We start from the raw sequence: 1,604 nt of genomic DNA on the forward strand, positions 1-1,604 counted from the left end.
GATGGGTCATCTGTCCCCCCTCGATGGCATCGGGCCCGAAGAGCTGGGGCTGGAGATCCTGGAGAGGCGGTTGAAAGAGGAGCAGATAAGCGAGCTTATCCTCGCTACCAACCCCACCATTGAGGGCGATGCCACCGCCTGGTACATCGCTGATCTGGCGCGCAGCGCCGGGGTCGAGGTGAGCCGCATCGCCCACGGGGTGCCGGTTGGCGGCGAGCTTGAATTGGTGGATGGCACCACACTCTCTCACTCCTTGATGGGGCGACAGCGTCTGAAGTAGCGCCTTGGCAGGGCCTGGGTCTTGGCATGCTCCATCGCCGAGCCCCAGCAGTGTGACCGCCACGACCAGGGGCGAGTGAGCAAGATTGCACATTCGCCCCTTGATATTTGCAAGGCCACCCCCATCTAGGTTGAGCATGTGTTCAACCGATGTTTTGAGGACTGGTCGATGACCCAAAGTGTTCATACCGAAACCCACGGCTTTCAAACCGAAGTCAAACAACTGCTGAGCCTGATGGCTCACAGCCTCTATTCCAACAAAGAAGTATTCCTGCGCGAGCTGATCTCCAACGCCTCAGATGCGGCGGACAAGCTGCGCTTCAAGGCGCTTTCCGATGCCTCTTTGTTCGAAAATGACGGCCAGCTGCGCGTGCGCCTGGTCGTGGACAAAGAGAACAAGACCCTGACTATCTCGGACAACGGCATCGGCATGACCCGTGACCAGGTGATTGAACACCTGGGCACCATTGCCAAATCCGGCACCGCCGACTTCTTCAAGCACCTCTCCGGCGATCAGGGTAAAGACTCCCAGCTGATCGGCCAGTTCGGGGTGGGCTTCTACTCCGCCTTCATCGTCGCCGACAAGGTGACCGTGATCTCCCGCGCCGCCGGCACCGAGCCGAGCCAGGGCGTGCAGTGGGAATCGGAAGGGGAAGGCTCCTTCACCGTGGCCGACGTGACCAAAGCCGGTCGCGGTACCGACGTCATCCTGCACCTGCGTGCCGAGGAAGAAGAGTTCCTCGACGACTGGCGTCTGCGGGCTGTGGTCGCCAAATATTCCGACCACATCTCAGTGCCGGTGGAGATGTACAAAGAGGGCACCCCGGACAGGGAAGAAGAGGGCGAGACCATAGTCGGAACGCCGGGGGAGTGGGAGCAGGTCAACCGCGCCACCGCACTCTGGACTCGCAGCCCGAAAGAGATCAAGGACGAGGAGTACCAGGAGTTCTACAAGCATGTCGCCCACGATTTCGAAGATCCGCTGCTCTGGGGTCACAACCGAGTCGAAGGCAGCCAAGAGTACACCAGCCTGCTTTACGTGCCGGCCCGTGCCCCCTTCGATCTCTATAACCGCGAGCAGAAACACGGCCTGAAGCTGTATGTACAGCGCGTCTTCATCATGGATGACGCCGAACAGTTCATGCCAACCTACTTGCGCTTCGTCAAAGGGGTGCTCGATTCCAACGATCTGCCGCTGAACGTCAGTCGCGAAATTTTGCAAGACAACAAGGTCACTGCCTCCTTGCGCAAGGCTTGCTCCAAGCGGGTGCTGACCATGCTCAACAAGCTGGCCAAGGACGACAGCGAGAAGTACGCCAAGTTCT

General features: G+C 59.5%; 2 protein-coding genes. Both read left to right on the forward strand.

The window, feature by feature from the left end; all coding sequences use genetic code 11:
* Positions 1-280 (forward strand): toprim domain-containing protein (locus G113_RS20025; RefSeq protein ID WP_005914199.1); only part of this gene is annotated, 280 nt, incomplete at its 5' end.
* A gap of 168 nt (positions 281-448) precedes the next feature.
* Positions 449-1,604, forward strand: a 1,156-nt coding sequence (htpG, locus tag G113_RS20030; protein ID WP_005914202.1) for a molecular chaperone HtpG, incomplete at its 3' end; no start/stop codon positions are given.

The sequence above is a fragment of the Aeromonas molluscorum 848 genome, assembly GCF_000388115.1.
In the GTDB taxonomy this organism is placed as follows: Bacteria; Pseudomonadota; Gammaproteobacteria; order Enterobacterales; family Aeromonadaceae; genus Aeromonas; species Aeromonas molluscorum.